This window comes from Nocardia sputorum, assembly GCF_027924405.1.
Taxonomy (GTDB): domain Bacteria; phylum Actinomycetota; class Actinomycetes; order Mycobacteriales; family Mycobacteriaceae; genus Nocardia; species Nocardia sputorum.
Genome location: NZ_AP026978.1, coordinates 6466224 through 6490511, shown reverse-complemented (window position 1 = coordinate 6490511; position 24288 = coordinate 6466224). Strand labels below are relative to the sequence as shown.

General features: G+C 68.4%; 25 protein-coding genes and 1 pseudogene. 14 read left to right on the top strand and 12 right to left on the bottom strand.

Features of this window, described 5'->3' with window-relative positions; all coding sequences use genetic code 11:
- Nucleotides 1–78 precede the first annotated feature (78 nt).
- Genes QMG86_RS29260 through QMG86_RS29250 form a run of 3 tightly spaced genes read left to right on the top strand, consistent with a single transcriptional unit; the run spans nucleotide 79 to nucleotide 2184 of the window.
- Nucleotides 79–1167, top strand: a complete 1089-nt coding sequence (locus QMG86_RS29260; RefSeq protein ID WP_281875995.1) for an NAD(P)/FAD-dependent oxidoreductase — start codon at nucleotides 79–81, stop codon at nucleotides 1165–1167.
- Between the two features lie 54 nt (nucleotides 1168–1221).
- Complete coding sequence (locus tag QMG86_RS29255) at nucleotides 1222–1947, top strand: Clp protease N-terminal domain-containing protein (RefSeq protein WP_281875994.1); 726 nt, start codon at nucleotides 1222–1224, stop codon at nucleotides 1945–1947.
- A 6-nt stretch (nucleotides 1948–1953) separates the two neighbouring features.
- Nucleotides 1954–2184: a hypothetical protein gene (locus tag QMG86_RS29250; protein ID WP_281875993.1), complete on the top strand. Its 231-nt coding sequence runs from the start codon at nucleotides 1954–1956 to the stop codon at nucleotides 2182–2184.
- Here QMG86_RS29250 and QMG86_RS29245 read toward each other — a convergent pair whose 3' ends face one another.
- A complete protein-coding gene (locus QMG86_RS29245) occupies nucleotides 2185–2859 on the bottom strand; it encodes a suppressor of fused domain protein (protein WP_281875992.1) in 675 nt (224 codons plus the stop codon).
- Nucleotides 2860–2917: 58 nt separating this feature from the next.
- On the bottom strand, nucleotides 2918–4975 hold the full coding sequence (locus tag QMG86_RS29240; RefSeq protein ID WP_281875990.1) for an NAD(+) synthase: 2058 nt from the start codon (nucleotides 4973–4975) through the stop codon (nucleotides 2918–2920).
- A 189-nt stretch (nucleotides 4976–5164) separates the two neighbouring features.
- Between QMG86_RS29240 and QMG86_RS29235 the strand changes: the two genes are divergently transcribed.
- Nucleotides 5165–5458, top strand: coding sequence for a hypothetical protein (locus QMG86_RS29235; RefSeq protein ID WP_281875988.1), 294 nt, complete (start codon nucleotides 5165–5167; stop codon nucleotides 5456–5458).
- 213 nt (nucleotides 5459–5671) lie between these two features.
- On the top strand, nucleotides 5672–7297 hold the full coding sequence (gene groL, locus QMG86_RS29230) for a chaperonin GroEL (protein ID WP_281875987.1): 1626 nt from the start codon (nucleotides 5672–5674) through the stop codon (nucleotides 7295–7297).
- 151 nt (nucleotides 7298–7448) lie between these two features.
- On the opposite strand, the gene QMG86_RS29225 is transcribed toward groL, so the two are convergent.
- From QMG86_RS29225 to QMG86_RS29210, 4 genes are all read right to left on the bottom strand, one after another.
- A complete protein-coding gene (locus QMG86_RS29225; protein WP_281875986.1) occupies nucleotides 7449–7802 on the bottom strand; it encodes a hypothetical protein in 354 nt (117 codons plus the stop codon).
- Nucleotides 7789–8217, bottom strand: coding sequence for a hypothetical protein (locus tag QMG86_RS29220; protein WP_281875985.1), 429 nt, complete (start codon nucleotides 8215–8217; stop codon nucleotides 7789–7791). Before QMG86_RS29220 ends, QMG86_RS29225 begins: the two co-directional genes overlap by 14 nt.
- A 358-nt stretch (nucleotides 8218–8575) precedes the next feature.
- Nucleotides 8576–8896, bottom strand: coding sequence for a hypothetical protein (locus tag QMG86_RS29215; RefSeq protein WP_281875983.1), 321 nt, complete (start codon nucleotides 8894–8896; stop codon nucleotides 8576–8578).
- 180 nt (nucleotides 8897–9076) lie between these two features.
- Nucleotides 9077–9328, bottom strand: a complete 252-nt coding sequence (locus tag QMG86_RS29210; protein WP_281875982.1) for a hypothetical protein — start codon at nucleotides 9326–9328, stop codon at nucleotides 9077–9079.
- A gap of 218 nt (nucleotides 9329–9546) precedes the next feature.
- Between QMG86_RS29210 and QMG86_RS29205 the strand changes: the two genes are divergently transcribed.
- The 3 genes and pseudogenes from QMG86_RS29205 to groEL form a co-directional block, all read left to right on the top strand.
- Nucleotides 9547–10815, top strand: a complete 1269-nt coding sequence (locus QMG86_RS29205; protein WP_281875980.1) for a helix-turn-helix domain-containing protein — start codon at nucleotides 9547–9549, stop codon at nucleotides 10813–10815.
- The gene (locus QMG86_RS29200; protein WP_281875979.1) at nucleotides 10812–11738 is read left to right on the top strand and encodes an aminoglycoside phosphotransferase family protein; all 927 of its coding nucleotides are present in this window, start codon (nucleotides 10812–10814) and stop codon (nucleotides 11736–11738) included. Before QMG86_RS29205 ends, QMG86_RS29200 begins: the two co-directional genes overlap by 4 nt.
- Nucleotides 11739–11771: 33 nt before the next feature.
- A pseudogene (groEL, locus tag QMG86_RS29195) lies at nucleotides 11772–12038 on the top strand (chaperonin GroEL); the annotation flags it as partial.
- A gap of 63 nt (nucleotides 12039–12101) precedes the next feature.
- Here groEL and QMG86_RS29190 read toward each other — a convergent pair.
- Nucleotides 12102–13100: an SMP-30/gluconolactonase/LRE family protein gene (locus QMG86_RS29190; RefSeq protein WP_281875978.1), complete on the bottom strand. Its 999-nt coding sequence runs from the start codon at nucleotides 13098–13100 to the stop codon at nucleotides 12102–12104.
- 117 nt (nucleotides 13101–13217) lie between these two features.
- On the opposite strand from QMG86_RS29190, the gene QMG86_RS29185 reads away from it, so the two are divergent.
- Entirely contained in the window at nucleotides 13218–13670 is a 453-nt protein-coding gene (locus tag QMG86_RS29185; protein WP_201298007.1) for a MarR family winged helix-turn-helix transcriptional regulator, read from the top strand.
- 43 nt (nucleotides 13671–13713) lie between these two features.
- Here the strand turns inward: QMG86_RS29185 and QMG86_RS29180 are convergent, their stop codons facing one another.
- The gene (locus QMG86_RS29180) at nucleotides 13714–14886 is read right to left on the bottom strand and encodes an MFS transporter (RefSeq protein WP_281875977.1); all 1173 of its coding nucleotides are present in this window, start codon (nucleotides 14884–14886) and stop codon (nucleotides 13714–13716) included.
- A 46-nt stretch (nucleotides 14887–14932) separates the two neighbouring features.
- Here QMG86_RS29180 and QMG86_RS29175 point away from each other — a divergent pair, with 46 nt between their 5' ends.
- The 4 genes from QMG86_RS29175 to QMG86_RS29160 all read left to right on the top strand — a co-directional run bounded on the left by QMG86_RS29175 (nucleotide 14933) and on the right by QMG86_RS29160 (nucleotide 18118).
- Nucleotides 14933–15253, top strand: a complete 321-nt coding sequence (locus tag QMG86_RS29175; RefSeq protein WP_201298008.1) for an ArsR/SmtB family transcription factor — start codon at nucleotides 14933–14935, stop codon at nucleotides 15251–15253.
- A gap of 201 nt (nucleotides 15254–15454) precedes the next feature.
- Nucleotides 15455–16255 carry an HAD-IIA family hydrolase gene (locus QMG86_RS29170; protein ID WP_281875976.1) on the top strand — a complete coding sequence of 267 codons (801 nt, stop codon included), beginning with the start codon at nucleotides 15455–15457 and terminating at the stop codon, nucleotides 16253–16255.
- 351 nt (nucleotides 16256–16606) lie between these two features.
- Nucleotides 16607–17212, top strand: a complete 606-nt coding sequence (locus QMG86_RS29165; protein ID WP_281875974.1) for a TetR/AcrR family transcriptional regulator — start codon at nucleotides 16607–16609, stop codon at nucleotides 17210–17212.
- Between the two features lie 48 nt (nucleotides 17213–17260).
- A complete protein-coding gene (locus tag QMG86_RS29160) occupies nucleotides 17261–18118 on the top strand; it encodes an alpha/beta hydrolase family protein (RefSeq protein ID WP_281875972.1) in 858 nt (285 codons plus the stop codon).
- On the opposite strand, the gene QMG86_RS29155 is transcribed toward QMG86_RS29160, so the two are convergent.
- On the bottom strand, nucleotides 18119–20176 hold the full coding sequence (locus QMG86_RS29155) for a prolyl oligopeptidase family serine peptidase (RefSeq protein WP_281875971.1): 2058 nt from the start codon (nucleotides 20174–20176) through the stop codon (nucleotides 18119–18121).
- Nucleotides 20177–20209: 33 nt separating this feature from the next.
- The gene (locus QMG86_RS29150; RefSeq protein ID WP_281875969.1) at nucleotides 20210–20752 is read right to left on the bottom strand and encodes an AMIN-like domain-containing (lipo)protein; all 543 of its coding nucleotides are present in this window, start codon (nucleotides 20750–20752) and stop codon (nucleotides 20210–20212) included.
- 222 nt (nucleotides 20753–20974) lie between these two features.
- Between QMG86_RS29150 and QMG86_RS29145 the strand changes: the two genes are divergently transcribed.
- On the top strand, nucleotides 20975–21949 hold the full coding sequence (locus QMG86_RS29145) for a dipeptidase (RefSeq protein ID WP_281875968.1): 975 nt from the start codon (nucleotides 20975–20977) through the stop codon (nucleotides 21947–21949).
- A 25-nt stretch (nucleotides 21950–21974) separates the two neighbouring features.
- Here QMG86_RS29145 and QMG86_RS29140 read toward each other — a convergent pair whose 3' ends face one another.
- Entirely contained in the window at nucleotides 21975–22991 is a 1017-nt protein-coding gene (locus QMG86_RS29140; protein WP_281875967.1) for an NADP-dependent oxidoreductase, read from the bottom strand.
- Nucleotides 22992–23151: 160 nt separating this feature from the next.
- A complete protein-coding gene (locus QMG86_RS29135) occupies nucleotides 23152–24219 on the bottom strand; it encodes an AraC family transcriptional regulator (protein WP_281875966.1) in 1068 nt (355 codons plus the stop codon).
- Between the last annotated feature and the right edge of the window lie 69 nt (nucleotides 24220–24288).

Sequence of the window (24288 nt, the reverse complement as noted above, 5' to 3'; positions counted from 1 at the left end):
GCTTCACGGCCCCGGTCTGTCAGGAATCGGGGGCCTGTCCGGTCTGAAGGGTGTTGGCCGATCGAAAGGAGCCACATCATGACCGGACAGCATCGGATCGTCGTTCTCGGCGCCGGATACGCGGGGCTGGCGGCGGCCCGCCGACTGGCTCGCACGGCGCGGGACGCGCAGGTCACCGTGGTGGACGCCCACGCGACGTTCGTCGAGCGCGTGCGACTGCACCAGCGGGCGGCCGGACAGGCGACTCCCACGTGGGATCTGCGGGATGTTCTGGAAAGCAAAGGGATTCGCTTCGTCCGCGCCCTGGCGACGGAGATCGACACGGTCGCGAAGCGCGTGGTGCTCGACGTGGCGCCCGCCCTCGACTACGACACGCTGATCTACGCCCTCGGCAGCGTCGCCGACGTCGAGAGCGTGCCCGGCGTCGCCGAATACGCCTATCGCGTTGCGACGCAAGAAGATCTGGCCGACCTGTCCGCTCCGGGCGGCCCGGTGGCGATCGTCGGCGCGGGGGCGACCGGCATCGAACTCGCGGCGGAACTCGCCGAATCGCAGCCGGGGACCCGGGTGCTGCTGCTCGGGTCGGAGGAGCCGGGCGCGTGGCTGTCGGCGCGGGCGCAGGCGCACATCGAGCGGACGCTGGAGCGTCTCGGGGTCGAGATCCGGTCCGGAGCCAAGGTGCTCGAGGTGACGCCCGAAGGCCCGCGCCTGGCCGACGGTTCCCTGGTCGAGGCCGCGGCGACAGTGTGGACCACCGGTTTCCGGGTGCCCGACCTCGCCGCGCGCTCCGGTCTGGCGGTGGATTCCGACGGCAGGGTGCTCACCGACGCCACGCTGCGATCGGCCTCGCACCCCGACATCTTCGCCGCGGGCGACGCCGCCGTCGTGGCGGGGCCGGGTGGACGCGATCTGCGTATGGCATGTGCCACAGCGCTGCCCACCGGCAAGCACGCGGCCGATGCCGCCGTCGCCCGGATGCGTGGTCGCGTGCCGGGGGATCTCCGCTTCCGCTATGTGCTCCAGTGCCTGAGCCTGGGCCGCCGGGACGGCGTCGTGCAGGTCGTGCACGCCGATGACGCGCCGGCGCGGACGGTGCTGACCGGGCGGACGGCGGCGTGGGTCAAGGAGCGCATCGTGCGCGGCGCGGCCTGGTCGGCACGCCCGTGAAGGATACGTCAACCAACGGTTGACGATACGTCATCGTCAACCTATGGTTGACGCATGACTTCACAATTCCGCCTCGACGACCTGATCGATGGCATCAAGAAGGCCCGTCCCGACAACGTGCTCGACCAGCTGTCCGACGCCGTCGTCGTGGCCAATCACCTCGGCGAGGTGGCCGATCACCTGATCGGCCACTTCGTGGACCAGGCCCGCCGCTCCGGCGCCTCCTGGACCGACATCGGCGCCAGCATGGGCGTCACCAAGCAGGCCGCGCAGAAGCGGTTCGTGCCCAAAGTGCCCGAACCGGGCGCCGCGGCGGCCATGGACCCGAACGCGGGCTTCGCCCGTTTCACCCAGCGGGCGCGCGCGGTCGTGATGGCGGCGCAGGAGGCGGCGCGCAGCGCGGGCAACCGCGAGATCTCGATCGGCCACGTGGTGCTGGGCCTGCTCACCGAACCGGAGGGGCTCGCCGTGCACGAACTCGTCCACCAGGGCGTGGCCGTCGACGTCATCTCCGCCGCGGCCGCCGCGTCCCTGCCGCCGAGCGAGGGGGACGTCCCCGCGCTCGTTCCGTTCGGCGCGGAGGCCAAGAAGGTCTTGGAACTCACCTTCCGTGAGGCGCTTCGGCTGGGGCACAACTACATCGGCACCGAGCACATCCTGCTCGCCCTGCTGGAGCAGGAGAACGGCGCCGGTCTGCTCAGCGACCTCGGCGTCGACAAGGCAAGCGTCGAAACGCACCTGGGCGAACTGCTCGCGTCCATCACGGCCGAGAAACCCTGATTCGGCATGGGCAGCGGGAAGTCTCGTGCGCGGATCGCACTCGCGGTGCCCTTGCTGCTGATCGGCGCGGTCCGGCGAACGAGTGCCGGTCACCGGATCCGCAACGTCGTCAACGGGGTTCGTGGGGCGCACGCCGCGCGGGCGCGTCACCGCCGGGCGTTGCGCACCCGGGGAGCCGGTGTCCGCGGGCCGCGCCGGATCACGCCGCTCGAACAGCGCTCGACCCGAGCGGCCTGATCACCCTCGCCCGGCCAGGCCGCCACCCCACCGCGGCCAGCGGGCCTGTGGCTTCGGCTCGGAGACCAGCGATTCACGCCGAATGTCGGTGATGTACAGGGGTAGTCGCGGTTCCAGCTCGGCGAGCAGCGCGAGCGCGCGCCCGCCCTGCGCCGCGCGGTACTCCGGCATGGTCAGCCCGACGATCTGCAGGAACAGCACGCGGCCGTGCTTGCTGTCGACGGCGCCCAGTTCCGGGTCGGTGGTGAAGCAGACGGCGTGACTGGTGCAGTCCGCGTGGTCGGCCGCGATCGGCCCGTTCGTCTTGATGGTGTGTCCCGGTTCGAACCACTTGCCGGACTGGAAGACGTAACGGCCGAGGTTCTGCATGAAGTTCGCCGGCCAGGCGGGTGGTTCGGTGTCGGTGAGCCCGCGCGCCAGCCGGAAGGTGAATTCGAAGCCCCAGCCGGACTCGGCCGGGTTGTCCCACTCCTTCTCGTACAGCTCGGTCATCCCGTAGCTGACGTAATGCCAGTGCGGCACCGGGTCGGTGCGGGAGTAGGCGCTGATTCCGTCGAGAGGGTCGGAGCCGCCCAGGGACCACGGGTGGTCGGACGCCCAATGGAAGGGCTCGATATCGCCGTACAGCGGCCGCAACGCCTCGTCGATCGCATCCCAGCCGGGTTTCTCACTCACGCAGCCACCATAAGCAGCGCGTCCCCGGCCGTTTCAGGGGCGTCGGACGCTTCGGCGGTCAGGCATCCGGCACGTTGGCGGCGAGCTCCTCCAGCCAGGCTGCCGCGGACGCGTCGCTGGGCGCGCGCCAGTCGCCGCGCGGGGAGAGCGAACCGCCGGAGCCGACCTTGGGCGCGTTCGGCAGCGTCGAGCGCTTGAACTGGCTGGTCTGCACGAAGCGGAGCAGGAACTCGCCCAGCCAATGCTTGATGGTGGCGAGGTCGTAGGCGTTGCGCTGGTCGGCGGGGACGAGGTCCGGCCAGCGGCCGGTCGCGGCATCCGACCAGGCATGCCGGGCCAGGTAGGCGACGCGGCTGGGCCGGTAGCCGAAACGCAACAGGTAGTAGAGGTGGAAGTCCTGCAGTTCGTACGGGCCCACCGTGGCCTCCGAACTCTGGGCGGGCGCGGAGGAGTCCTCGTGCGGGATCAGCTCCGGAGAGATCTCGGTGCGCAGGATCGACGACAGCACCTCGTTCGCCTCGGGGCCGAACTGCTCGGTGTCCACCGCCCAGGCGATCAGGTATTTGATCAGCGTCTTGGGCACCGACGCGTTCACGCTGTAGTGCGCCATATGGTCGCCGACGCCGAACGTGCACCACCCCAGCGCGAGTTCGCTGAGATCGCCGGTGCCCACCACGAGCGCGCGATGCATGTTGGCCAGCCGGAACAGGTGCGAGGTGCGCTCACCCGCCTGCACGTTCTCGTAGGTGATGTCGTAGACCGGCGCCCCGTCGGCGGCCGGGTGGCCGAGGTCGCGCAGCATCTGCGTCGCCGAGGCGCTGATGTCGATCTCGCGCGCGGTGACGCCGAGGGCGGCCATCAGCCGATGCGCGTCGGTCCTGGTCCTGGTGCTGGTCGCGAAGCCGGGCATGGTGTACGCCAGCACGTTCGAGCGGGGCAGGCCGAGCCGGTCCATCGTCTTGGCGGCCACGATCAGCGCCTGGGTGGAGTCCAAGCCGCCGGACACCCCGATCACCACGTGCTGCGTGCCGGTGGCGCGCAAGCGCGTGCTCAGGCCCTCGACCTGGATGTGGTGCACCTCGGCGCAGCGCTCGTTGCGCACGGCCGGGTCGGCCGGGACGTAGGGAAAGCGCTCGATCTCGCGCTCCAGCGCGACCGGCTCCTCCGGAACCGGCAGCCGCACGTCGATGTGCCGCATCGCGGCCAGCCGGTCCCGGTGGTCGTGCACGTTGTCGGCGAAGCTGGTGGTGCGCAGCCGGTCGGCGACGAGACGGCGCAGGTCCAGGTCGGCGGTGATCACCTGGGGATCGTCGCGGAACCGCTCGCCCTCCGCGAGCAGGTCGCCGTTCTCGCAGATCAGCGCCTGGCCGTCCCAGGCGAGATCGGTGGTCGACTCGCCGGTTCCCGCGGCGGAGTACAGATAGGCCGCGAGATAGCGCGCCGAATGCGAGGTGCACAGCGACCGCCGGTAGTCCGCCTTGCCGATCACGATATTGCTGGCGGACAGGTTGACCAGCACGGTCGCTCCCGCCAGCGCGGCGAAACCGCTGGGCGGCAACGGCACCCACCCGTCCTCGCAGATCTCCAGGTGGAAGACGAAGTCGTCCAGGTTGCTCGCGCGGAACAGCAGGTCGGATCCGAACGGCGCCCGGTGCCCGGCGATGGTGACGTGGTCCTCCAGCGCCTCCCGCGCCGCCGCGAACTGGCGCTTCTCGTAGAACTCCCGGTAGTTCGGCAGGTAGCTCTTCGGGGCAACGCCGAGCACGAGGCCACGGCAGATCGCGATCGCGCAGTTGAACAGCCGGTGCTGGGCCCGCACGGGGGCGCCCACGACGAGCACCGTGTCGATGTCGGTGCTCGCCGCGACGAGCCGGGCCAGCGCCGCCTCGACCGCGGCGTCCAGCGCGTCCTGGTGGAACAGGTCGTCCGCGGTGTAAGCGGACAGTCCCAGCTCGGGGAACACCGTCAGCACGGCGCCCGCGGCCGCGGCCTGCGCGGCCAGCTCCACGGTCTGCTCCACGTTGTAGGCGGGGTCGGCCACCCGTACCCGGGGGACCGCGACCGCCACCCGCGCGAAGCCGTGCCGGTAGAGCGATTCGAACGGCAGGTCGGCCACCCGCGTCCCCTTCCGGGCTGAGGTTGATCATGGTCCACTCGGAATCTACGCCGCCGCGGACGGGCGGGCGCGGCGGCGAGGTGCGGGCGGGAGCGGCGGCGGCGTCGTGAACTGGGCTTTTACTGTGCGAACCGGGTGGCGCGGATCGTACGGCCGGAGATGTGAACCGCTGGCGGCTAAGCTATAGCAATGGCGGATGAAATGGATTCCGACCTAATAGCGGGGGAACGGCGCGCAGATCTGCTGCGCGCGCTTTCGTATGTGTCCACCGAGTCCCAACCGGACGGCAGCTACGTGGTGAACGGCGACCTACCGCCGGACGTCGCCCCGCCGTTCATTCGCGCCATCATGCGGGTGGAGGCGGAGCTGCTGCTGCACGACGCCGAGCTCGTCACCGTGGAGGGCGGCGAGCCGCGCACGCCGGAGGAACGCCGCACCGACGCGTTCGTGGCGCTGGTGCTTCGCGTCGACGACCGGGCCTGACCCGGTGCGGACCTTGCACTCGCCACCCCTGAGTGCTAAAAATGCTTTTGGCACTCTCGACCTGTGAGTGCCAGGTCGGGACGGTGAGACCGGGTTCCGTAGACACCCTCGGTCGTCCGTCGCGGGCACCGAACCTGGCCAGCGTAACTGGGACGACCCAACCGGCGGTCGTCCTGTGTGTCAGCCATCCACATGGAGGATCTCAACAACGCCATGGCCAAGACAATTGCGTATGACGAAGAGGCCCGCCGCGGCCTCGAGCGGGGTCTGAACAGCCTCGCCGACGCGGTCAAGGTGACGCTGGGCCCCAAGGGTCGCAACGTTGTCCTGGAGAAGAAGTGGGGCGCTCCCACGATCACCAACGATGGTGTGTCCATCGCCAAGGAGATCGAGCTGGAGGACCCGTACGAGAAGATCGGCGCCGAGCTGGTCAAGGAAGTCGCCAAGAAGACCGACGACGTCGCGGGCGACGGCACCACCACCGCGACCGTGCTCGCCCAGGCGCTGGTGCGCGAGGGCCTGCGTAACGTCGCGGCCGGTGCGAACCCGCTGGGCCTGAAGCGCGGCATCGAGAAGGCCGTCGAGGCCGTCACCGCGAAGCTGCTCGACACCGCCAAGGAGGTCGAGACCAAGGAGCAGATCGCCGCCACCGCCGGTATCTCGGCCGGCGACGCGTCCATCGGTGAGCTGATCGCCGAGGCCATGGACAAGGTCGGCAAGGAAGGCGTCATCACCGTCGAGGAGAGCAACACCTTCGGTCTCCAGCTGGAGCTCACCGAGGGCATGCGCTTCGACAAGGGCTACATCTCGGGTTACTTCGTCACCGACCCGGAGCGTCAGGAAGCGGTCCTTGAGGATCCGTACATCCTGCTGGTCGGTTCGAAGGTCTCGACTGTCAAGGACCTGCTGCCGCTGCTGGAGAAGGTCATCCAGGCGGGCAAGCCGCTGCTGATCATCGCCGAGGACGTCGAGGGTGAGGCCCTGTCCACCCTGGTGGTCAACAAGATCCGCGGCACCTTCAAGTCCGTCGCCGTCAAGGCGCCCGGCTTCGGTGACCGCCGCAAGGCTCAGCTGGCCGACATCGGCATCCTGACCGGTGGCGAGGTCATCACCGAAGAGGTCGGCCTCTCGCTGGAGAGCGCGGGCATCGAGCTGCTCGGTCAGGCGCGCAAGGTCGTCGTCACCAAGGACGAGACCACGATCGTCGAGGGTGCGGGCGACCCGGAGGCCATCAAGGGCCGGGTGCAGCAGATCCGTTCCGAGATCGAGAACTCCGACTCGGACTACGACCGGGAGAAGCTGCAGGAGCGTCTGGCCAAGCTGGCCGGCGGTGTCGCGGTGATCAAGGCGGGTGCGGCCACCGAGGTGGAGCTCAAGGAGCGCAAGCACCGCATCGAGGACGCCGTGCGCAACGCGAAGGCGGCTGTCGAGGAGGGCATCGTCGCCGGTGGTGGCGTGGCTCTGCTGCAGTCGGCGCCTGCGCTGGAGGAGCTGAAGCTGGCCGGTGACGAGGCCACCGGCGCGAACATCGTGAAGGTCGCGCTGTCGGCTCCGCTGAAGCAGATCGCGTTCAACGCGGGCCTCGAGCCCGGCGTGGTCGCCGAGAAGGTCGCCAACCTGCCCGCGGGCCACGGCCTGAACGCCGACTCGGGCGAGTACGAGGACCTGCTGGCCGCCGGCGTCGCCGACCCGGTCAAGGTCACCCGTTCGGCGCTGCAGAACGCGGCCTCGATCGCGGCCCTGTTCCTGACCACGGAGGCCGTTGTCGCCGACAAGCCGGAGAAGACCGCCGCTCCCGCCGGCGACCCGACCGGTGGCATGGGCGGCATGGACTTCTGAGTCCGGCCACCGGGCACCTTATTTCGACCCGGAAGCCGGTCCACCGCGAGGTGGGCCGGCTTCCGGCGTTTCCGGCGTCAGATGCCGTCGAGGGTGACGACCGTCGGCCGGAGATGCCGCCAGCGCCCTCGCACAGCGGTGACTCGCCGACTCACCTTGGCACAGGCCAGAAACCAGTCTCGCCGATCGTGATCACGCAGGGCTGATCCAGGACCCCGGCCTTGTAGACGGCTTCATCGAGGTGGGTCGCCATCAAGAGCATCCATGTCTTCCACGGAGAGTCCGCGCCCACCGGTTTTCCGGTATTCGCCGCGAGCCGTAGGTAGTAGTCGTGGAGTTCCTGGTCGGTTACCGCGAAGGTCAGGGGGGGTTCCACAGGCGATTCATCGATTGCCGTGATCTGCAACCGACCAGTGTCATCGCGGCTGATCTGGTATCCGGACTCGGTCCCGGCACGAATAACAGACTCGGTGAGTTCTTCCACACTGGGCTCATGCTTTTCCACGACATCCTCCTCCAGGGAAGGCGGTGATCACTATCCCGCCCTCACTCACGATCACGGTGGGCTGGACGGTCTTGGCTATCGCTCCGGTAACGCGGTTGACCAGGTAGATCTGCCCCGTGTAACAATACCGGCCGCCGCTCTGCGGGCCGTGCCAGTCGGGTGCGTCGTGAGCCTTGGCGATTGCCATATCGGCAATGTCGCGCCAGTTGCGCCCCTCGATTGCGGCGAGCCCTTCCCATTCGCTCATGTGACCGGCCTGAATATGCCGATACCCGTAGTCTTTATTACCGCACAGCAGCTTCCATTCGCCGAAGGTTGTGACTACCTTTTCCTCGGCCGAGCTGATTCCACAAGCCCCCCACGGGAACGAGGCGTGAGCCACCGGACTCGGCATCAGGCCCATGACCGACGCCACTGCTGCCTCTGTAGCTATTACAAGTGCCGATATCTTCAACTCGACCCCCATCTTGTGCACTAATTGGCGCTTCTACCTATAACTTTGCTGCGTGCGCCAATGAGGGCTTCATCGTCAGCCAGGCGCACCCCCGAGCCTCCCGAGCAAGATGGAGGGCGCAACCCACGACAACCGACCTCATTGCCTTACACCTGAATTCGACGCGTGCGGTGCGCTCCCGGTTCCATACCAACGGAGATCTTCTCCTCCATCGGGAAGCCGGTCCGCCGAGAGGCGGGTCCGGCTTCCGGCGCTTCTGGTCAGATTCCGGCGACGGTGACGACCGCCGGCCGAAGATGCCACCAGCGCCGCTCCGGTATCACCGCTGACAAGGTAGCTGTCGAGTGCCGCCGGGTTCATTGGTGCAGTCGTTCGAATCGCGCGCATGGTCGATCGCACGTTCCCCGAGGCGGTCGGCGTATTCCTCGAACGTGTAGGAGTGCCCGTCGTCGCCGACGAGGTAGACGTGCCCGTCGAGGAAGGACTCCCGGTAGCCGATTGCGTCCGGTCCCGCCCATTCGCGGATGGCTTCGGCGAACATCGCCACCGTTTCCTGCGGCGGACCGGGATAGTCTTCCGATGGCCCGACGAACGGGACTCGCACCGGCAGTTCCGGGTTCGGGGTTTTGTCACTCGCCATGATCGGCCCCGTCTACCGATCCGCAGATGTAGGCGGATGCCGACAGGTATCGCAGACACGTAGGACCGTGACCGGATTGGATGTTGCTGATCAACCGCGCTTGATCGACCGATCGAAATTCTCTCTTGGAGAGGTGGTTTCGATGCAGGTGCCGCCACATCTCGGCGTCGCCGAGGGGGGTCATCGGATGACCCGAGCGTCGGGGACTATCTTGCCGGAGTCGACCAGCGCCCAGTATGCGGCGGCCTTGGCCGGGCAGAGTGCCATGACGCATTCGGCGTGGTCCTGCCACACCTGATGTGCGTATTCGGCGCCGGACATGTGGACAGCGCTGTGGAGTGACACTGGCTCGTCCAGGCTGGGCAGTAGATAGACGACGATCGCGAGAGCGCCGAGCGCGGCGACGACCATCAAGACGATGACTGCGGGCATCCGATGTGACCCCCTGTGCTTGTTCGGTTGTTGCGTGGTACGCACCCGCCGTCGGGGAGTTCGGAACTCGACCCGACGCCGGGTGCTGGTGATAGCCTGCGCCGTATCTCTGGAAGCGATAAGGCAGCGACCCGGAATTGTTCCGGCAATGTGTTTCAACCCAGCGATGGTCGGGCTAGCCTCAGACCACCGTTACCCAAAACGCTGCGGAGTTACTGATGAAAGGTCTCCACTGGACGGGAATTGAGGTCGCGTGCCTGCGTGAGGCGATGCTCCTCAGTGTCGATGAGTTCGGCCACACGATCGGATGCTCTCCGCGGTCGGTTCGACTGTGGGAATCCAAAGGTTCTCGAGCGCAGCTCAATCCAAGCAGTAAACGCCTGTTGGAAAGCAAGTACGCGAGCCTCAATGATCCTGCGCGGCAACGTTTTGAAGCTGCGCTCGAACAGGTCGGCCGGTTACCTCCGGCCACGACGGAACCTACAAGCCGGATTCATACTTCGGTTTCACCTCAACAAGGTGACCTGCTGGCAACGTTCGACGGTCTCCGGTTGGTGGTCGACCAAACGCTGTCGAGGTGCACCGTGACTCCGGCGCGCGTTGAACTGATCGAAGAACGTGTCGCGGATCGAATCCGGACATACACCACGACGCCGCCGGCGGTGGCCCTGGCAGAGATCGCTCCGGATCTGCTGGAGCTACAGGCCATCTCTGCGGAGCGGCAGCCAGCGGCCATCCAAGCGCGCCTGTCAGGGTCCTCGGCAGTGCTCGGCTTGCTGACCGCTGATGCTTTGATGAAGCTCGGTGAGATCGGCCGCGCAAACACGTGGTTTGGCACCGCTCGGATGGCGGCTGACGATAGTTCGAACCGACAGCTGCAGGCCGCCGCCCGTGCGCAACACGCAATGCTGCCGTACTACTATGGCGATCTCGAGAAAGCGATCTCGCTGGCCCGGTCGGCGCAGGAAATCCTATCGGATACCGCCTGCGACGCCACCGCACTTGCCGCCGCGGCCGAGGCTCGCGCGCTCGCCAGACTCGGCGACCGAGAGGGCGCCGAACAGGCGATGAACAAGGCCCAGCGTCTGACCGAAGCATTGCCCAACACTGCCAGCGACGAAGCGTTTCGATTCAGCGCAAGACGGCTTCTGTTGTACATGTCTGGAACACTGACCTACATGCGACGCGTTACCAGGGCCCGCCGGATCCAAGACGAGGCGTTGCAGCTCTACCAGGAGACTGCGGTGGTAATTGATCCAGCACTGATCCAATTCGACACCGCGCTGGGGTACGCGATGAGTGGATCGGCTGACGACGGCTGCCGACTTGCGGAACATGTGCTCGAGAGTCTGCCTGACGAACATCGGACTCAGATCGTGGCCACACGAGCCGGCGATGTTCTGGACGCCTTGCCGACCGGGCATCGCCTGCTTCCCTCGGCCACCTCCTTGCGGCAACTCCTCAGCGCCGAGACAGTGGTGCGATGATGCGCCAGGACACCGAACCTGCGCGGCTGACGGAATCGACCTTTACCCCCGAGCGGACCCGAGCCATCCTCGATGCCGCCTGTCTCGTAGCCGGGTTCGATTCGACGGGTGCCGAACTACTGCGCCACCACACCAACGCCGTATACGCGCTGACGAGCAAACCGGTCGTAGTGAAGATCGGTCGACCGAACCATGTCGGCCACATCGATGTCGTAGCCCTCGTCCGGTGGCTGGAGGAACAGGCTGTACCAACGGTTCCGCTCGTCGATACCGAACAACCACTGAACCTGGGCGGTTGCCCGGTCACCTTCTGGAGGTACATCGACCAGGAACGGGGAATAACAACCGCGGCCGAACTCGCAGAGCCACTCGCTGATTTACACGCCTGCTCTTCCAATCCGCCGATCGCACTGCCGGACAAGCAGATTCACGACACCATCACGTCGATCGCCCATGCTATCGATACCAGCAGAATCCTCATGCCCGAAGACCGCGCTTTGCTGCGAGCGCGCCTTGATGAACTCGCGGCTCGAGAACATGGCATCCAGTACACGCTCATGCGAGGTGTGATTCATGGCGACGCGCAACACCGAAATGCGTTGTGGAACAATCGCACTCGGCAGGCCGTTCTGTGCGACTGGGAGAACGCGGCAATTGGGCAACCAGAATGGGACTTGGTAACCATCGAGATCCATTGCCGTCGATTCGGGCACCCGCCGCATGAATACGAGGCATTCAGCCGCGTGTACGGGTTCGATGTGCGCGATTGGGCTGGCTATGAGTGGCTTCGCGACCTGCGCGAGTTGCGGATGATCACCACGAACGCACGCAAGTGCGGGCCGGGATCAGCGACCGCCGCCGAGGTTTTGCGGCGGGTGGAGGCACTTCGGGATGACGCGCCGATCACCTGGAACATCCTGTAGCACCCGCTAATGGTGCTCCGGCCAGCAGCATACGACCCGGAGCGTCAGGAAGCGGTCCTCGAGGACCCGTACATCCTGCTGGTCGGCTCGAAGGTCTCGACCGTCAAGGACCTGCTGCCGCTGCTGGAGAAGGTCATCCAGGCGGGCAAGCCGCTGCTGATCACCACCGAAGAGGTCGGCCTGTCGCTGGGGAGCGCGGGTATCGAGCTGCTCGGTCAGGCGCGCAAGGTCGTCGTCACCAAGGACGAGACCACGATCGTCGAGGGCGCGGGCGACCCGGAGGCCGTCAAGGGCCGGGTGCACCTTATTTCGAACCGGAAGCCGGCCCACCGCGAGGTGGGCCGGCTTCCGGCGTTTCCGGCGTCAGATCCCGTCGAGGGTGACGACGGCGAACGGCGTCTTCGGGCTGCCGGGGCCCATCGGACCACCCTTGTCGAACTGCGAGGAGACGATCAGGGTCCGGTCGCCGGCGCGGGCCAGGGTCGTCGGGATGGCGAGCGCCTCGTCGCTGCGCTGGCGGTCCAGCGTCGCGGTGGTCCCGTCGCCGGAGACGGTCCAGCGGCTGATCGTGTTCGTGGTGTTGTGCGCGGCCCACAGGGTGCCGTCGCGCAGGTCGAGTCCGTCGCCCTGGCGGAGATCGCCGCCACGCAGGGTGACCTTGCCGATCGGGTTCGCTTCCGGCGACAGCGCGATCCGGTACAGGTCGCCGCGCGGCATGTCGACGGTGAGCAGATAGCGGCCGGCCGGATCGGCGACTATGCCGTTGAGGCTGAAGCCGCCCGGCTCGATCGGCGGCAGCACGGAGCGTAGGTCGAACTGCGGGCTCAGTTCTGCGCGCCCGCCCTGCGCTCTGGCCGCGGCCAGTTGGTCCTGGGTGACGCGATAGACGACCGCCCGCGTGCTGTCGGTCAGATACGCCGTGCCGTCCGGGGTGAAGGCGAGATCGTTCACGAAGCGGGGATCGCTTCCGGGCACGGTGAAGTCGGCGAGCAGAGCGCGGGTCGCGACGTCGTATACCGCGACACCGCTGGTCGAGTCGGTCACCCACAGCCGCCCCGCGGCGTCGACTTTCAAGCCGTTGGCGGTCTTGTGATTGCCTGCGCCTTCGGGCAGGAAGACTTCGGCGCGCCGGGCGTCCGGGGTCGCTCGGTAGACGGCGCCGGTGGTGTACGAGCCGACGTAGACGTCGCCGGTGCGCGCGTCGACCGCGATGCCTTCCGGGTATACGCGGTCGCCGGGGAGTTCGTACACGGTGTGGACGGCGGCGCTGGGCGTGTCACCGGCGCCGCACGCGGCGAGCGTGACGCAGGCGCTCGCCGCGGCCAGGCTCGACAGCAGGCGGTGGGGAAGTGCGTGGGGCATCGAGATACGAGTCCGTTCTATCTAATGCATTCACATTTGAAAACGTCTATGAATCTAAGTTAGAACTCTAATATCCGTCAAGGTTCATACGATGTGACGCACGGATACCATGCGGTTATGACGTCGTTGCCCGCCGCCCAACGGATCGGCTCGTATCTCAAACGTGCCGAGCAGTCCCTCAACACGGCCAAGAACGCCGCGTTGAAACCGGCGGGAGTCACTGTGCCGCAGTACGCCGCACTGCTGTTCCTCGCGGAGAATCCCGGCATCTCGGCCGCCGCCCTGGCCCGGCTCTGCGGCGTCACCCCGCCGTCGATGAACACCGTGCTGGGCAATCTGCAGGATCGGGGGCTCATCGAGCGCACGCCGCACCCGTGGCACAAGAACGTCCTGGAGACCACGCTGACCGACAAGGGCGCGGCGGTGATGCGCGACGCGGACGTCCGCGCGGTCCGGGTCGAACGGGCCCTCGCCGAGGAGTTCACCGACGCCGAACGGGCTACGTTGCAGGACTTGCTGACTCGATGCGCGGACCGGCTGGACTCGATCCGCCCCGGTCCCGCCGCCTAGTGAAGAGCGGCGCGACCGGGGGCCGCGCCCCTCTCGGGTCGGGTCAGGCGGGAACCGGAATCGCGGTCGGAGACTTGACCTTCGCGAGGGCGAGCGCGAGCGCCAGGCAGGCGATGAGTGTTGAGGTCCACGGCAGCCACTCGGCGCCGTGGGATTCCAGCACGGTCGCACCGATGATCGACCCGAGGCCCGCGCCGAGGTAGATGGCCGATCCGTTCAGGCCGAGGGCGACGGTGGGCGCGTCGTGGGCGATGCCGAAGAGGCGGTGCTGCTGCGGGACCAGGATCGCCGAACCGAACAGCCCGGTGACGGCGAGTACGACGAACACCGCCCATGCGGCAGGGACGGCCACGCCGAGCAGCGCCAGGCCGGCCAGCGCGCCCGCGAGCCCGACGATCAGCGTGCGCCGCGGGCCGTAGCGGTCGACCGCCCGACCGGCCTGCGCGTTGCCGATCACCTGGCCGATGCCCATGGCCAGCAGCAACCAGGCGAGCATGGTCTGCGGCACCGAGGCCGAGACCACGACCGGCAGGTAGACCACGGTGGTGTAGACGGCGGTGATCTGCGTTGTCGTCACGATCAGCACGCGCAGCACCGGCGGCCGGGTCAGCACGCCGATCCGGTCGCGCAGGCTCGTGCTCGGCAGCGTCACCCGCGGCAGGAGCAGCACGAGTACCGCTGCTACCGCCCCGCCCAGCGCGATCCCCCACAGCACGCCGCGCCAGCCGACCCAGCGCTCGGCGAAGATGCCGATCGGCACGCCCGCGACGCTGGACAGCGTGATGCCCGCGGTCACGATCGACAGCGCCCGTCCCCGGTGGGCGTCATCGGCTACGACGCCCGCGACGGCGAACGCGTTGGCCTGAAACGCCGCCGCCCCGATCGCCGCCACGACGCGCGCCGCGGCCATGATGGCGAAGCTTTCCCCGGCGGCCTGCCCGATCATGCCGATGACGAAGAGCGCGGCGCCGCCCCCGAGTACCCAGCGGCGATCCCAGGAGCCGGTCGCCGCGGCGATCACCGGGGAGGCGAGGGCATAGGTCCAGGCGAACATCGTGGTCAGCTGCCCGGCGGTGGCCACCGAGACGTGCAGGTCGGCGGCGATCAGCGGTAGCAGGCCGCTGAGTACGAAGCCGTCGGTGCCGAGCACGAAAGTGCCCACGGCGAGCGGAAGGAGCGACCGATAGAGATTGTTCGATGGTTGTCGAAGCATCATGGAATGAGGGTCGGGTATGATTCGATTGTTGTCAAACGATCGGAGAATGGAGATGCGCCCGCTGCCGCAGCCGAGCACCGCCGACATCGATCTGGTCCGAGTGCTCAGCGCCCTCGCCGACCCGGTCCGGCTGGAGCTGGTGCGCGCGCTTGCCGGGGAGCGCGAACCGCTGAGCTGCAATGTCCGGGAGTTCGACGTGGAGATCACCGCGGCGACCGCCTCGCACCACTGGAAGGTGCTGCGCGACGCGGGCATCACGACGACCTTCGTCTCCGGCCGCAATCGGCTGGTCGAATTACGGCGCGACGACCTGGAGCAGCGCTTCCCCGGCCTGCTGGACGCGGTCATCACCGGCGCTCAGCGCTGACCCGCCCGCCGGGCGCGTCCCCGGCCGGTGCGGCGCACGAGAAACCCTGCCGCCGTGGGCATCGACCCGCGGGCCGCCTCGCCGTCGGCCCCCGGCATCAGTGATCGGACGGGCAGATGTTCGTCGCGCAGCCTGCACAGCGCCGATGTCCCGAGGGGCGGTCGGCGTGCCGGGCGAGCGGACCGGTCGTACGCTGAAGCCATGCCGGACCGGATCGGAGGTGTGCTCTACGACATCGACGGCGTCCTGGTGACCTCCTGGCAGGAGATCGAGGGCGCGGCCGCCGCGGTGCGCCGGATCCGGGAGAGCGGGCTGCGCCGCGCCTTCCTGACCAACACCACTTCGCGCACCTGTGACGAGATCGCGAAGCGTCTGTGCGACACGGGTATCGACGTCGAGCCCGCCGAGATCGTCACCGCCGCACGGCTCACCGCCGAGTTCGTGCGCGGCCGCTATCCCGGAGCCGCCGTCTGGGTGCTCAACCACGGCGACATCGAGGCCGACCTCGCGGGCCTCACACTCGACGACGATCATCCGGACGTGGTGGTGATCGGCGGCGCTGGACCGGAATTCAGCCATGCGGCGCTGAGCCGGGTGGTGGAACTGATGCTGGACGGCGTGCCCGTCGTCGCGATGCACAGCGGGCTGACCTGGGCGACGGCGGACGGACTGCGCGTCGACGCGGGCGCGTACCTGCCCGGACTGGAGGCGGCGGGCAACGCGCGCATCGAGGTGGTCGGCAAGCCCGCCGCGCCCGGCTTCCGGACCGCCGCGGCGTTGATGCGGCTCGACCCGGCGGAGGTTCTGATGATCGGTGACGACCTGTATTCGGACGTGCTCGCGGCGCAAGACGCCGGGTTGACCGGCGTGCTGGTGCGCACCGGTAAATTCCGGTCGGGAGTGCTGGCGTCGGCCGATCGCCCGCCCGATCACGTGATCGATTCCGTGGCCGCGCTGCCGGAATTGCTGGCCCGGCAAGGGGGTCGGGCGAACCCGCCGTAACCGACGAATCGGAATGAAACAAAAAATTCTACAGTTTCCCTCTAAAATTGCCCGCAATCGCGGCACTGCTGGGTATCGTCTGTTCCGGCAAATAGCCAGTGACAAGGAATGTCTCACGGACAGATCGGAGTTGCCGGATGCTCGATTCGCTGATGAGCGTGCTTGTGCGCAAACTACTATGGTCGCCGGGCTTCGGCTCGGCGACCGATCAATGAGGTAGCAACTGCTCAGCCAACTTTCGGCTAACGCATTGTCGGCCGAGGGTTGTAACGAAGGGCCCGATCCATGACGATGAGTTCGGGCCCTTCTGTATTGTCTGCCCCAATGTCACAGGATGCGAATACGGGTCGAATGTATGCCGGGCAACCCGTGGAGGACCGGCAGCGTCAGCGGCGTGCGCGTTTTCTGGAGTCAGGCCTGACGGTCTTCGCGCGGGACGGCTACGCCAACAGTTCGGTCGGCGCCATCTGCAAGGACGCCGGACTCTCCTCGCGACAGTTCTACGAGGAGTTCACCGGTCGCGAGTCCCTACTCCTAGAGCTGTACGAGCAGATCGACCGGGAGTCGCGGGACGCGGTGAAGAAGGCGCTGGACGCCAAGTCCGGGGCGAAGTCGCTGGACGTCATCGACGCGGCCGTCCGCGCCTACGTCGAATCGATCGGATCCGATCCGCGCAAGGCGCGCGTCGCCTTGGTGGAAGTGGTCGGCGCGGGCCCGAAGGTGGAGAAATTCCGGCTCGCGGTGCGCCGGGAATGGGGTTCGCTGCTGGCCGGCGCCGCCGAAGACGCCGCGTTGCACGGCGAGATTCCCGCCGGCGACTACGAGATGCGGATGCTCGCCATCATCGGCGGCGTCAACTATGTGGTGGACTCCTGGAGCGGCGCGGAGCCGCGCCCGCCGCTCGACGACGTGATCCGGGTGCTGAGCAGGGTGATCATCGGCGCGGTGCGCGCCTAGCGTTCCGGTCCGCGGGATCGGCGGTGACGAGCGCGGTAACGTGCGGGGATGCAGACAGTTCCGATCCAGATGCCGGACGGCACCACGGTCCCGGTGCGGTTGATCCCCGCCGGGGGCGCGCACCGGCACCCGGTCACCCCGGATACGCCGCGCCCGGTGCTGGTCATCGTGCCCGGCCTCGGCGTCCCCGCGGGTTACTACGAACTGTTCGCCGCGGGCCTGGCGGCGCGCGGGTTCGACGTGGCCATCGGTGAGCTGCGCGGCAACGGCGACAGCAGGCCGAAGCCGAGTTCCGCCAGCACGTACGGCTACCACGAGCTGGTCTCGGTGGACTTCCCGGCGATCTTCGAGGTGGTCCGCGAGCAGTTCCCGGACAGCACGCCGTATCTGCTCGGGCACAGCATGGGCGGTCAGCTCGGCGTCATGTACGCCGCGCGCATCCGCGGCAGGCTCGGCGGGCTCGTCCTGGTCGCGTCCGGCACGCCGTATTACCGTGGCTATCGCGGACTTTCGGGTCCGGGGATGCTGGTCGGCACCACGGCCATCTCGCTGACGGCCAACCTGGCCGGCTTCTGGCCCGGCGACCGGGTCTCGATGGGTTTCGGCCGCCAGTCCAAGGTGCTGATCTCCGACTGGGCCCGGCTGGCCCGCACCGGCCGGTTCGTCCCGGTCGGCGCGGACATCGACTACGAGGAGCGCATCGCGCGGCTGAAGCTTCCGGTGCTGTCCATCACGATGACCGGCGACGACCTCACCCCGCCCAGCTCCGCCGAGCACCTGCTGGAGAAGCTGCCCAACGCCGAGGTGACGCGCTGGCGGCAGCCCGAGCCACTGGGGCACAACGGCTGGATCCGCCAGTACACCAGCACCGTCGACCAGATCGAGAAGTGGCTGCGCGACCGTTGATCAGGCGCGGCGTTCGATCAGCATCTGGGTGAAGAACTCGTAGATCAGCGCCGCCTGGAAAGCCGACTGCTTGTTGTCGGCCGCGCCGCCGTGGCCGCCCTCGATGTTCTCGTGGTACCAGACCTCGTGGCCCTGTTCCTCCAGCAGCGCCGCCATTTTGCGGGCGTGGCCGGGGTGCACCCGGTCGTCCCTGGTGGAGGTGGTGAGCAGGATCGGCGGGTAGGCGCGGTCGGCGCGGGCGTTCTGGTAGGGCGAGTACTTGCCGATGTACTCCCAGTCCTCGGGCTTGTCGGGGTCGCCGTACTCGGCCATCCAGGAGGCGCCCGCGAGCAGCAAGTGGTAGCGCTTCATGTCCAGCAGCGGCACCTGGCAGACGATCGCGCCGAACAATTCGGGATAGCGGGTCAGCATCACGCCCATGAGCAGTCCGCCGTTGCTGCCCCCGACCGCGCCGAGCTGATCCGCGGTGGTGATGCCGCGCGCGACGAGGTCCTTCGCGATCGAGGAGAAGTCCTCGTACACCTTGTGCCGGTTGGCCTTCTGCGCCGAGGTGTGCCACTGCGGCCCGTACTCGCCGCCGCCGCGGATGTTCGTCATCACCCAGGTCCCGCCGCGCTCCAGCCACCCCATGCCCGACGCGCCGCTGTAGGCGGGGGTGCGCGACACCTCGAAACCGCCGTAGCCGGACATCATGGTCGGCCCGGGGGAGCCCTCGCGGTCACGATGGCGGATCACGAAGTACGGCACCTTGGTGCCGTCGTCGGACGTGGCGAAGAACTGCTCGGTCACCACGCCGTCGGCGTCGAAGAACCCGGGCTCCTGCTTGAGCCGCTCGGTGCGCTCGCCGACCGCGCCGGTCAGCAGCGTGGCCGGAGTGGTGAATCCGCTGGTGTTGAGCATGAACTCGTCGCCGTTGTCCAGCGGGTCGAGGTTCAGCACGCTGGTGGTGGCCATCGGCGGGGTGTCGGCCAGCGGCTCGCGGCGCCAGCCGTCCGTCCCCGGCGTCAGCACGTAGAGCTTGGTCTGCACGTCTTCGAGCGTGACCAGCAACAGGTGGTTCTCGGTCCAGCCGTAGCCGTGCAGCGAGGTGTGCGCGTCCGGGGTGAAGAGAACCTCGAAATCGCGGTCGCCGGCCAGGAACTTCTCGAAGTCGGCGGTCAGCAGCGCGCCCGCCGGATAGCTCGCGCCGCCGACTTCCCACGGCGACTTCAGCCGTACCAGCAGCCAGTCCTTGTACCAGGATTCATCGGCGTCGCTGGGCAGGTCCAGGTACCGCAGTGTGCCGTCGGCTTCCAGCAGGTAGACCTCTTCGTTGAAGAAGTCGGTGGCGCGGCCGACGTAGTGCCGTTCGTAACCCGGGGTGCGGTCGTAGCCCGCCGACACCGCGACATCGCCGCTCTCGCCCTCGAAAACAGTGATCGCGTCGGCCAGGGCGGTGCCGCGGCGCCAGCGTTTCGCGATCCGCGGGTATCCCGAATCGGTCAGCGAACCGGGGCCGAAGTCGGTGCCGACGTACACCGAGTCGATGTCGATCCAGCGGATCTCCGACTTCGCCTCCGGCAGGAAGAAGCCGCCGTCGGCCGGCTCGAGGAACACCCTGCGCTCGAGGTCGAACTCGCGGACCACCTTCGCGTCCGCACCACCCCGTGACAGGCTGATCAGCGCGCGGGACTGCTCCGGGCGCAGCACCGCCGCCCCGCCCCACACCCAGTTCTCGTCCTCGGCGGCGGCTACCGCGTCCAGGTCGATCAGCACGTCCCAGTCCGGCGAGTCTTCGGCGTACTCCGCGAGCGTGGTGCGCCGCCACAGGCCGCGCGGATGCTCGGCGTCGCGCCAGAAGTTGTACAGCCACGGGCCGCGGCGCGCCGGGTAGGCGATCTTGGTGTCGGTGTCGAGCATGTCGAGGATGCGACGCTCCAGGTCGCGGAAGCGCTCGGAGTCGGCGAACCGGGCGTGCACCACCGCGTTGTGCGCGCGAGCCCAGTCGAGGGCGCGCTCGTCGGTCACTTCTTCCAGCCAGAGGTAGGGGTCGGTCACAGTCCGCTCAACGCCGCTCATCCCCACATTGTGGCCGAGCGGCGCGGCGCGGGTTCACCAGGAGTGCGCTACGTCGACTACGACGCGCGATCCGCCGCCCGGCCCGGTGAGGGTGGACACCTGGAACGGCAACCGGGCGCGCGTGCCGACGCCGATCGTGGTCTGGCCCTCGAAGGAGCCGGCCCAGGCCACTTGGCGGAAGGTCCGGTGGTCCCGCACGTCGGCGAGCTCCGTCCGGTTCGACGGGTTGTAGGTGGGGGTGAACGAGTCGTCGTAGGCGGGAGCGTTGAGGGTGATGCTCAGGAACGCTCCGCCGCGCAGCGGGACAAGCGCTCCGGAGCCGTCCATGACGACCCGCTCGACGTAACCGACGTGATAGCCGGTCACCGGTCCGGCGACGTCGAACACCAGGCGGTCGAAGCAGTCGTGCCGGCCGGCGCGGACTCCGGTCAGCGGCGCGAGCGACCGGGCTTGGCTCGTCTTGGGGATCGACCCCCAACCGGACGCGCACGCCGGGGCGGCGGACGCCGGCGCGGGCGCGATCCAGAGACCGGCGAATGTCACGAAGGAAAACAACAGCAGAAGCAAGCGACGCATGGTCGCACCGCCTTCGGGGCACGGGAGGATTGATGTACTTCATGCATCGGTCCAGGTGGGCGCCCTGTTACCGGCGATGGCGACGAAATATGTTGGCCGCTATCGCAACTCGGCAGCTACGCGGAGCCGGGAGCCGCCGACCGTTCGCCGCGTGCCGATGCTCGCTCGGTGCGGACAGTAGGATCGCTGCTGGCGAGGCCGATCCGACCAGGAGGTTCGAGGTTGCCACCCTTCCTCTGGGAGCAGCACTGCTGTCTGCCGCTGACGCCTGCCGCACGCATCGGCGACCTCGCCCGTTACCCGGCCGGATCGTATTTGTCGGTGAACGTCGGATACTCCCGGCAGTCGACCGCCGACTCGCTGGCGCTGCTGGAGCGATTTCGCCGTGCCGCTGTGGCGGACGGGCGGTTTCATCTGGTCGACAGCATCGACGACGTCGGAGCGCCCGGCGCCATCGCGCTCGCGTTCGATTTGGAGGACTCCGGCCCGCTCGGCGGCGATCTGGACAACGTCGCGCGTTTCGCCGAACTCGGCGTGCGGTCGCTGCTGCCCGCCTACAACCACGCCAACGCCGCGGGTTGTGGATGCCTGGACACCGAGGACACCGGCCTCACCGGATACGGGCGCGACCTCGTCCACGCGCTCAACGAAGCCGGTGTCTTCGCCGACGGCTCGCACTGCTCCCGGCGCACCGGGCTGGAACTGGCCGAGCTCAGCGTCGTCCCGATGATCTACAGCCACTCCAACTTCGCCGCGCTCTGGGACCACCCGCGCAATATCACCGACGACCAAGCGCGCGCCTGCGCCGCGACCGGCGGCGTGATCGGGATCAACGGCGTCGGCATCTTCCTCGGACGCAACGCGGCAGGCGAGCGCGCCGAGCGGATCGCGGCGATGGCGCGGCACATCGAGTACGGCGCGGAACTCGTCGGCGTCGAGCACATCGGCATCGGCTCCGACTACTCCTTCGACGCCGAGGACTTCAACGCCGAGATGGCGAACAACCCGGGCGCTTTCTCCGAGGCGTACACCAAATACGGTCCGTTGCAGTGGGTCCCACCAGAAGACCTGACCGGCGACTCCGACGTCCCCGGCCTCGACGAGGCCCTGGCCGCCCGCGGCTTCACCCCCGCCGACCGAGCCGCGGTCTTCGGCGAGAACTTCCGCCGCGTCGCCCGCCAGGTCTGGCGAACCTGAGCCCTTCGCGTTGGTGCCCGGCTGCTCACGGGAGGCGGACCAGCATTTTGCCGGTATTGGCGCCGGAAAGGACGCCGAGGAAGGCGGTGGGAGCTTGATCGAGTCCGTCGTACACGGTTTGCCGGGTGCGCAGGGTGCCGTCGGCAAGCCAGCCGGCGGCCTTGGCGATGTATTCGCCGAAGCGGGGGAGATAGCTGGTGACCAGCATCCCGCGGAGGGAGAGTTCCTTGACGGCGGCGAGGTAGAGGTCCGGGCCCGGCTCGCCGGTGGGGCCGTTGTAGCCGCTGATCGCTCCGACCAGTGCGATGCGACCGGCGGGACGCATGGCCTCGACCGCGACCCGCAGGTGTTCGCCGCCGACGCTGTCGAGGTACACGTCGATGCCGCCCGGTGCGGCCGCCGCCAGCTGCCCCGCGAGATCGCCTTCCCGATAGTCGAGGGCGGCGTCGAAGCCGAACTCGTCGAGTAGCAGCGCCGTCTTGACCGCGCCGCCCGCCGAACCGACGACCCGGGCCGCGCCGAGCCGTTTGGCGATCTGCCCCGCCACGCTGCCGACCGCGCCCGCCGCCGCGGAGATGAACACGGTGTCGCCCGGCTCGACCCGCGCTACGTCGACGAGTGCCGCGTACGCGGTCAAACCGGTGGTGCCGAGCGCGCCCAGGTAGTGCTGAGGTGCGGCGAGCGAGGTGTCGACCGGCGTCGCGGTGTCGGCGTCGACCACCGAATAGTCGCGCCAGCCCGCGAAATGGGTGACCGTCGCGCCCACCGGGATGCTGGACGCCGACGCGATCACCGCACCGACCGCCGAGCCCTCCAGGGCTTCCCCTACCTGGAACGGTGCGATGTACGACGGACGGTCGTCCATCCGCCCGCGCATGTACGGGTCGACCGACATCCAGGTGTTGCGGACGAGGATCTGCCCGTCGGCGAGTGCGGGGAGCGGTCGTTCGACCAGCGCGAAGTTCGCCACCGTCGGCACGCCGGTCGGGCGTGCGGCGAGGTGGATCTCGCGTGCGGTGCTCGGGATGGTCGCGTCGGTCATGGTGGTGCCTTCCGTCCGGGTTGCGCTGCGGCCGGGTGTCCGAAATGCGTCGGCTCTCCGGCATCCACGACGCTACGAGCGCTTCGGCTCCGCTCCCAGGTCCCGCGCCGCCATCAACCGGTCCCGACGCGCCGCCGCGCTGCGCGAAGTCCTCCGGGCGTCAGCGCTTTCCGGCTCCCGACGGGGGTGAGCCGCTCCACCGCCGGTAGGCCTTGCGCAGCGCCCGGTCGTCGGCGAATCCCAGCCGACCGGCGATCGCCGCGGTGGTCGACCGGCCCTCGGCGAGCAGGACGCGTGCCCGCTCGTAGCGGGCGAGGTCGTATTCTGCGCGCCACGTGGTGTCCTGCTCGGACAGTCGTCGTTGCAAACTGCGGGTGCTCACCGCCAACCTGCGTGCGACGGCCCCGAGCGAGGCGTCGCGGTCATCGATCGCCGCCGCGAGCGCGATCCGGAAGGACTCCAGCGGTCCCGCGATCGGCCGGGCGGTGGCCAGCACGAGGTCGGCGTGACTGCGCAGCAGCTCCGCCAGCCGAGGATCGGCGCGCACCAGCGGCGCGCGCGCGTCGGCTTCGGCGAAGACGACCGCGTCGACCGGCCCGCCGAACTCGATGCGGTCGGTGCCGAACGCCTCGATGACCACCCGGTGGTCGGCCGGCGCGGGACCACTGAAGACAACGCGTTCGGGAACTACCGGACGGCCGGTGGCTTCGCGGGCGCGGCGCAGGTAGTAGGCGAGTACGTACTCGGTGATCGTCGCGGCCGTCGCCGGGTCGGGCGCGGTGGTGCGGAAGGCGACGCTCAACGGGCCGTCATCGTTCAGCGTCAACTCCTCGGCGGCCGCGGTGACCAGGCGGTGGTAGGGCTCAGCCGCGCGCAGGGCATCGGCCAGCGTCGGCCCGTTGGTGACCAGGTAGTCCCAGGTGGTGAGGGTGCCGAGTGGTGCGGCGGCGGCCACGGCGAGTCCCGCGCCGGGACCGGTCGTGCTGTGCGCCAGCAGATCCCACAGCCGGAGCACCGAGCGCAGCGGAATCCGGTTCAATTCGCCGGTCAGTGTGGCGTCATCGGTTCCGGGAACGGCTGCCAGCACCTCGGGCCGGACTCCCGCGTCCGCGGCGGTGTCGCGGACCAGCCGGGTCAGATGGGTGGAAGCGGTCCCGTCGAGTGGATCCGACAGTGTTCCCGCGTCGTTGGCAACGGGTGCCGCGATCGGATCGAAACGGCTGCTCACGCGGCATGCTAACGCCGCGCGACCGGCGCGTTCTTCCCGATCGGGGGAAGTTCCGCGATCGGTGTGAAC

What these genes read in the sequence shown, in the direction of transcription:
- QMG86_RS29255 (WP_281875994.1), top strand. Translation starts at nt 1,222, where the DNA reads ATGACTTCACAATTCCGCCTCGACGACCTGATCGATGGCATCAAGAAG.
- QMG86_RS29215 (WP_281875983.1), bottom strand. Translation starts at nt 8,896, where the DNA reads ATGGCGAGTGACAAAACCCCGAACCCGGAACTGCCGGTGCGAGTCCCG.
- QMG86_RS29190 (WP_281875978.1), bottom strand. Translation starts at nt 13,100, where the DNA reads ATGCCCCACGCACTTCCCCACCGCCTGCTGTCGAGCCTGGCCGCGGCG.
- QMG86_RS29185 (WP_201298007.1), top strand. Translation starts at nt 13,218, where the DNA reads ATGACGTCGTTGCCCGCCGCCCAACGGATCGGCTCGTATCTCAAACGT.
- QMG86_RS29150 (WP_281875969.1), bottom strand. Translation starts at nt 20,752, where the DNA reads ATGCGTCGCTTGCTTCTGCTGTTGTTTTCCTTCGTGACATTCGCCGGT.
- QMG86_RS29250 (WP_281875993.1), top strand. Translation starts at nt 1,954, where the DNA reads ATGGGCAGCGGGAAGTCTCGTGCGCGGATCGCACTCGCGGTGCCCTTG.
- groL (WP_281875987.1), top strand. Translation starts at nt 5,672, where the DNA reads ATGGCCAAGACAATTGCGTATGACGAAGAGGCCCGCCGCGGCCTCGAG.
- QMG86_RS29235 (WP_281875988.1), top strand. Translation starts at nt 5,165, where the DNA reads ATGGCGGATGAAATGGATTCCGACCTAATAGCGGGGGAACGGCGCGCA.
- QMG86_RS29200 (WP_281875979.1), top strand. Translation starts at nt 10,812, where the DNA reads ATGATGCGCCAGGACACCGAACCTGCGCGGCTGACGGAATCGACCTTT.
- QMG86_RS29170 (WP_281875976.1), top strand. Translation starts at nt 15,455, where the DNA reads ATGCCGGACCGGATCGGAGGTGTGCTCTACGACATCGACGGCGTCCTG.
- QMG86_RS29160 (WP_281875972.1), top strand. Translation starts at nt 17,261, where the DNA reads ATGCAGACAGTTCCGATCCAGATGCCGGACGGCACCACGGTCCCGGTG.
- QMG86_RS29210 (WP_281875982.1), bottom strand. Translation starts at nt 9,328, where the DNA reads ATGCCCGCAGTCATCGTCTTGATGGTCGTCGCCGCGCTCGGCGCTCTC.
- QMG86_RS29165 (WP_281875974.1), top strand. Translation starts at nt 16,607, where the DNA reads ATGTATGCCGGGCAACCCGTGGAGGACCGGCAGCGTCAGCGGCGTGCG.
- QMG86_RS29205 (WP_281875980.1), top strand. Translation starts at nt 9,547, where the DNA reads ATGAAAGGTCTCCACTGGACGGGAATTGAGGTCGCGTGCCTGCGTGAG.
- QMG86_RS29260 (WP_281875995.1), top strand. Translation starts at nt 79, where the DNA reads ATGACCGGACAGCATCGGATCGTCGTTCTCGGCGCCGGATACGCGGGG.
- QMG86_RS29180 (WP_281875977.1), bottom strand. Translation starts at nt 14,886, where the DNA reads ATGATGCTTCGACAACCATCGAACAATCTCTATCGGTCGCTCCTTCCG.
- QMG86_RS29155 (WP_281875971.1), bottom strand. Translation starts at nt 20,176, where the DNA reads ATGAGCGGCGTTGAGCGGACTGTGACCGACCCCTACCTCTGGCTGGAA.
- QMG86_RS29140 (WP_281875967.1), bottom strand. Translation starts at nt 22,991, where the DNA reads ATGACCGACGCGACCATCCCGAGCACCGCACGCGAGATCCACCTCGCC.
- QMG86_RS29175 (WP_201298008.1), top strand. Translation starts at nt 14,933, where the DNA reads ATGGAGATGCGCCCGCTGCCGCAGCCGAGCACCGCCGACATCGATCTG.